This window comes from Microcoleus sp. Pol17C6 (assembly GCF_036701145.1).
Lineage (GTDB): Bacteria > Cyanobacteriota > Cyanobacteriia > Cyanobacteriales > Microcoleaceae > Microcoleus.
Genome location: NZ_JAUBQH010000014.1, coordinates 111,789 through 117,788, shown reverse-complemented (window position 1 = coordinate 117,788; position 6,000 = coordinate 111,789). Strand labels below are relative to the sequence as shown.

General features: G+C 43.3%; 6 protein-coding genes. 2 read left to right on the top strand and 4 right to left on the bottom strand.

The annotated features are described in order from the left end of the window. Positions 1–175: 175 nt before the first annotated feature. Positions 176–1,387: a transposase gene (locus QUA25_RS09885; RefSeq protein WP_333037284.1), complete on the bottom strand. Its 1,212-nt coding sequence runs from the start codon at positions 1,385–1,387 to the stop codon at positions 176–178. A 328-nt stretch (positions 1,388–1,715) separates the two neighbouring features. On the opposite strand from QUA25_RS09885, the gene QUA25_RS09880 reads away from it, so the two are divergent. Together QUA25_RS09880 and QUA25_RS09875 are read left to right on the top strand one after the other, a co-directional pair. After that, positions 1,716–2,318: a hypothetical protein gene (locus tag QUA25_RS09880; RefSeq protein WP_333037283.1), complete on the top strand. Its 603-nt coding sequence runs from the start codon at positions 1,716–1,718 to the stop codon at positions 2,316–2,318. Positions 2,319–2,339: 21 nt separating this feature from the next. Beyond that, positions 2,340–3,005, top strand: coding sequence for a transposase (locus QUA25_RS09875; RefSeq protein WP_333037287.1), 666 nt, complete (start codon positions 2,340–2,342; stop codon positions 3,003–3,005). A 34-nt stretch (positions 3,006–3,039) separates the two neighbouring features. On the opposite strand, the gene QUA25_RS09870 is transcribed toward QUA25_RS09875, so the two are convergent. The 3 genes from QUA25_RS09870 to QUA25_RS09860 form a co-directional block, all read right to left on the bottom strand. Next, positions 3,040–3,801 (bottom strand): DUF2232 domain-containing protein, encoded by a 762-nt coding sequence (locus QUA25_RS09870; RefSeq protein ID WP_333037282.1) that lies wholly within the window; start codon positions 3,799–3,801, stop codon positions 3,040–3,042. A 256-nt stretch (positions 3,802–4,057) separates the two neighbouring features. Beyond that, positions 4,058–4,555, bottom strand: a complete 498-nt coding sequence (locus QUA25_RS09865) for a universal stress protein (RefSeq protein WP_333037281.1) — start codon at positions 4,553–4,555, stop codon at positions 4,058–4,060. Positions 4,556–4,649: 94 nt separating this feature from the next. Next, positions 4,650–5,363, bottom strand: a complete 714-nt coding sequence (locus QUA25_RS09860; protein WP_190663937.1) for a Crp/Fnr family transcriptional regulator — start codon at positions 5,361–5,363, stop codon at positions 4,650–4,652. Positions 5,364–6,000 lie beyond the last annotated feature (637 nt).

Here is a 6,000-nt window from a genome sequence, read left to right as displayed (position 1 = left end):
GGGGTACGACCATACATTTTAACTATTTGATGACTTCAGGAATATTATACTAGGGCTAAAGTGATGAAAGAGCGTTAGTCATTAGTTATTTAGTAGCAATTAGCAATTAGCAATGCCCCATGCCCCATGCCCCATGCCCCATGCCCAATAACTACTCTTCTTGACACTCCCCTGGCTAAAGCCGAGGGGATTCTTGATTCGCAGAATCAACTTGCCGATGCAGAATTACTTCAACATCGGTAGCGGTCAACTCTCCACAAGCGTTCGGATCTAAGATCCAAGTTCCGACGTGCCCCGCCGTACTCAATCCCCGACTTAGGATTACTTTAGCTGCGTTGTGATCGCGATCTAATACACATCCACACCGACAAGCGTGAGTTCGCGTTGATAGACTTTTCTTAACAATGGTTCCGCAGCTAGAGCATTCTTGACTCGTCCCGTGGGCTGGTACGGCAATTGTAATTCTTCCGAATACTTTACCGAAATATTCCATCCACACTCGAAACATATACCAAGATGCGTCGTTAATCGATTTAGCTAAGGAGTGATTCTTCACCATGTTTTTGATTCTCAAATCTTCATAGACTACACAGTCGTTTGACTGGATGACGCATCTTGCCAATTTCACAGCAAAATCTTTACGCTGTCTACTTATTTTGAGGTGGCGTTTCCCTAGAATTACCCTAGCTTTTTTTCTATTTTCTGAACCCTTGACTCGCTTTGAAAGCCGCCTTTGGGCTTGCTTTACTCGGCGCTCTCCTTTGCCCAAAAAACGCGGATTTTCGACTGTAACACCCTTAGAGTCTGTGTAGAACTCTTTGAGCCCCACGTCTAATCCAATAGCATTACCTGTAACTTCAATCTTCTCGGAACGGTCAACTTGAATGCAAAACTGGATGTAGTATCCATCGGCTCGTTTGACTAAGCGCACTCGCTTAATTTGGCTAAACTGATAGAAATGTAAGTCTCGCGTTCCTTTCAGCTTGAGTTTTCCGATGCCTTTTTTATCGGTAAAAGTGATAGATTTTCGGTCAGTTGCCATCCGCCACCCGGTCGTTTTATATTCGACCGAGCGATTGTCTTTCTGAAACTGCGGAAAACCCTTTTTTCCGGGAATTTTCTTTTTACAGTTGTCGTAGAATCGGGCGATTGCCGACCACGCTCTTTCTGCGCTTGATTGTCGAGCCATGCTGTTGAGTTCATCGCAAAACGTCCATTCTTTAGCTAAAACAGCACTGTACTTATTCAAGTCATACTTGTTGACTTTTTGGTTTTCCATCCAAAAGCGCAATGCTTTGTTACGGATGAATTGTACTGTTCTAATTGCTTCGTCTACAGCGGCAAATTGCTGCTTTTTTCCGTATGCTTTGAATTCAAAAACTAGCATGACTTCGACCTCATCACGATCTCCTTATGCTAACAACATCCGCTTAATATCGCTTGAGTTGTTCACAAAGCTTTACACGTAAGTTTCGTATACTATAAAGTTAGTCGTAAAAACTGGGTTCTAACAAAGGAACTGGGAGGCTAAAGCCTCCTTCTGCTTTTCATCCCCGGACTAAAGTCAATACTTCGGACAGTTTTTAAAGAGGGATACGAGCGCAATAAAACAGAGACGTAAAAAAAGTGAGTGCAATCTGAACCCCAAACAAACAGAAAAAAAGGCACTCTTTTAGGTTAAGCTATAAAAACACACAAGCTCAACAGATTGCCTAATGAATGTTATGGAATCCATCTTACAACAAATGCCAGGGATTAGTCAACCCCAAAAGAAGTTTTTAATTACTTTATTCTCAACTATTTTGCTCCTCTATGGTAAGGTCAACTTCACGAATCTCAGTCGTTATAGTTGTTTGAGCGAAAAAACCTACCGTCGTCACTTTCTCAAAAGCTTTAACTTCCCACAATTTAATCAATATTTCCTCAAAGAAGCCTTAAATCCTGAACACACAGTCATTGCTGTTATTGATTGTTCTTTTTTAAGAAAAAGTGGCCAAAAAACTGACGGTAAGGCTTACTTTTATAATGGTGTAGCTGGTAAATCGGAACAGGGGTTGGAAATTTCTGTGATTTCTATTGTCGAAATTGAGACTCGTTTATCTTATAGCTTAAGCGTGCAACAAACTCCATCACGTCCTCAAATAAAGCCCGGAAAAAAACTGCCACAAAAACCGAAGAAGAGCAGCTCAAAAAAATATTGCAAAAAACAGGAGTCTCAAAGCTCAACGCCTGACATCACAATAGTTGATGACGGGAGCAAAACATCTAAAGAATACTCGTTGTTACTTCCCAACTTCTGTACGTTATTTGGTGGCTGATGGCTATTACTATCGCTCTAAATTCTGGGAGGCTGTACGGCTGTACGGGACTTAAATTTAGACTTTATTGGCAAGTTAAGAAGTGATGCTAACCTGCGCTATTTCTATACAGGTGAACAAAAGAAGCTGGGAGCTCCACGTAAATATGATGGTAAGGTTGACTGCCATGATTTGAGTCGTCTTAATTTTGTTAAAGACCTAAAACCGGGAGTTTCATTATATACATTGAAGGTGGGTCGTTGTTGTTTGAATTGCCCAATTTGTTTGGTTTGTATCTCTGAGGTTCAAGCCAACGGTAAAATCAAAAATGCTTTATTGTTTAGCACTGATATTCACCTACCACCTGAGCAAATTCTTGAATATTATCAGGCTCGCTTCCAGATTGAATTTATTTTTCGTGATGCCAAGCAATTTACAGGATTGTCTGATTGTCAAGCTCGTCATTTACCACGGCTTGATTTTCATTTTAATGCCAGTCTAATTGCCTTAAACTTAGCCAAACATGAACTTTCTAGTTGTCATTCATCTGCCAAGTCGTTTGTGTTTTCTATGGCCTCTTATAAACGTCTGGAATTCAATAAGCATCTACTTTGTACCTTTATTGATAAGTTAGATTTAGACCGGGATTTGATTTTAAATCACCCTAACCTTCCTTCAGTCTTGTCTTATGGTACTTTGGCTGCTTAAAAACTGTCCGGACTATTGTAAAGTCACGGGGTTTTCATGCTTGATCGTTATAATCAATCAAAACTTGAACCCAGCTTGGCGGCCGCGGAATTGGATTTCCCAAACGATCTAATAGCAGCAAAGCTACTAAATGCACTACAAATAAATAGACAATATTGTTAACCAAAATCATCCCGGCGGCGATCGCCGCAATTGTGTTCAAACTCGGTACATTAAGCCAGCCCAGCTTCACAAACACCCATTCCACCATCTCTGTTACCTGGGCCGTTACGTAAACCCATAGATCTTGACCCACCAACGCTGACAGCAGCCAAAACCGAAAAAAGAAGCCTACAGTACCAATGAGAGCGCCCACACTAATAGAGAGTGACCAACTCGCTTTGCGCCTCCAAAGTCCTCCCAGCGCAACTCCCATAACTCCAAAAGGGATCACGTATAAAATGCTCCGCGTCGGGCCCATCAGTACCGACAGCAGCAAACCCGATACCAAAGCTGCCATCCAAGCTGCTCGGTTGCCCCAACGCAAGTAAACTAGGGCGATGGGTATCGGGAAAAAAACCCGCAGCAAAGGCCCTAGCGGAAAGTAATAATTTACCAGCCAAATTAAGCTAGCGGTACTTGCCAAAAAAGCCGTTTCTACAAGCCTTAAAGGCGCTTCCCCAGAGCCGCGCTTCCCCGGATCTGGATTTGGGCGATCGCCAGCCATTGCTGAAATATCGGCGGTTTGCGGCTCGTTATTTGTACTAGGAGAATTACTCGAATTAGACGCAGCATCTGCTGACAAAAAATCACTCATCCGATTTTAGATTTTAGATTTTAGATTTTAGATTTTACGGGACTTAGACCCGATACGGCTGATTCCCGATTTTAGATTTTAGATTTTAGATTTTAGATTTTAGATTTTACGGGACTTGCGCCCGATACGGCTGATTCCCGGTTTCACTGTTTGGATGCCTCGCCGCCAAATTTAATATTGCTCGCAGAAACCGGGTTTAGGTAGGAACGCAAGTCTTATTTTAGATGGATTTTCTCAGCAAAAATTTTCAGCAGCATTATTTTTCGATTTTGACTTCCTGGATTACCAAAACCGAACAAGATGCGTGGTGAACGACATAATTGCTGACGCTGCCGAGGAAAGCTTCTGCGAACCCCGTGCGGCCACGCCTCCCCAACACTATTAAATCTGCGCCCCAATTTTCCGCGGCTTCACAGATACAATGCCCCGGATCGCCGTCCATTTTGCAGTCAAATTCTACCTGCAATCCTTTGTTTGCTGCAGCGTCGCAGTAATTTTTCAGCAAACCAGAAGCGTGTTTTTCCTCCCTTTCCAGCCGCAAACGTTGAGCTTGATAAGCTTGATCCATTAACTCGACATTCATGCCCAAATCTACCGGAATTGGCACTGCCGTCTCCCCCATGGTGCTGACAGTAACGCAGTTAAATAGCATCACCTGGGCGCGATCGTTGAGAGCTAATTCTAAAGCTTGAGTGAAGACGCGGTGGCCCAGTTCAGAATCATCTAAGGCGGCGAAAATTTTCTTAAAAGTCACAGCTTTACCTCCTGCGGAAAATCATTCATATCAGTTAGTTAACAGAGAGTGCTTTTGAATTAGATTCAATAAAAAAAAGCAAACTCTGATACTTCTAGACTAACAGACGCTCTAAGGCGTGCAGGTCGGGAATGCACAAAACGTCACGTTCGCGCTGAATAGTTCCTTTTTTTTCCAGCTTGCTCAGCACTCGCGTTACTGTTTCGCGAGCCAGCCCGCTGAGGCTGCTTAATTCTCTGTGTGGCAGGTTCGGTATTTCTGTACCTCCTGTTTCCAGGATTTTTTTGCCTTGCCCCTCGGCCAAAAATAAGAGAATATCTGCTACTCGCGAGGTACTGTCGGACTCTCGCAAACGCAGGCGGCGGTTGACTTGTCGCAGGCGACGCGCCATCAGTTGAGCTAGGCGAATGCCTGCTAGCGGCTCGGTATGAATGAGCTGCACAAAATCCTGAGATGGCATATTGCCGATCAGTGTCGGGGCTAGGGTGATCACATCTGTCGATCGCGGTGCTTCTTCGATCGCGGCCATTTCCCCGAATAATTCTCCTTTCCCTAAAATATTCAGTGTTACTTCTTTTCCGTCTAGGTTGTAGGTGCGAATTTTCACCCAACCATCCAATATAAAATACACTGATGTTCCCCAGTCATTTTCGAGTAAAATCACTTGATTTGACGGATGACTGCGGGTAACGATGTGGACAGTTGCTCTCTCGATTACAGGATCGGGTAATCCTGCAAAAAAAGGAGTAGAAACTATCAATTGATTTATATTAGAATTCGGATCTCGGGTGTTAAAGCGGTCTTCCATGAGGCCATCATTTTAATTTATGCGCTTGAGCTGCGCTGGGCAGTTACAAATAGCTTGCAGCCGAGTCATTCGATTTGAGATTCAAGATTTGAGAAACAAGGATCTAAAATCGGCAATTTTACCTCTAAAGTTTTGCGGTCAAAGGCTCAATATGGTAATTAATAGCCTCAAGCTCTGATTGGGAGCTAGAAACTAAAGAATATACCATAATTTTTTAGATATATACCACTGAGCAAATTTTATTAACAAAATTTTAGCAATGTGGCAAACGACTGAGCTGATCGAATTACCTTTGAAAGCACTCGCTTAGAAAGCTTAACACTGGTGAGAGATTTGTTGTCACTAGGCCCTGCTGTCGAGAAGGCAGAGTCCACGAGCACAAGCCTGCAAGCACGGTAGACAGATCCCAAATCCGAGCAACTGCCTAGAACCTGGCAAATGTCAGCACGATCGGCAAAATCCACAGCCATTGCGAGCCTAAAGACTGGCGCTCTTGGCGAGCCAAACCCACCCACTTCCCAGCAAACTTTTCTGCTACCCCAAGATTATTGTACCATTAGTATCTAGCCACCAATACAGATAAAAGGCTATGATAAAAGGTTACTCAAACCGACTGTAGGGGGACAATCCCGAATCT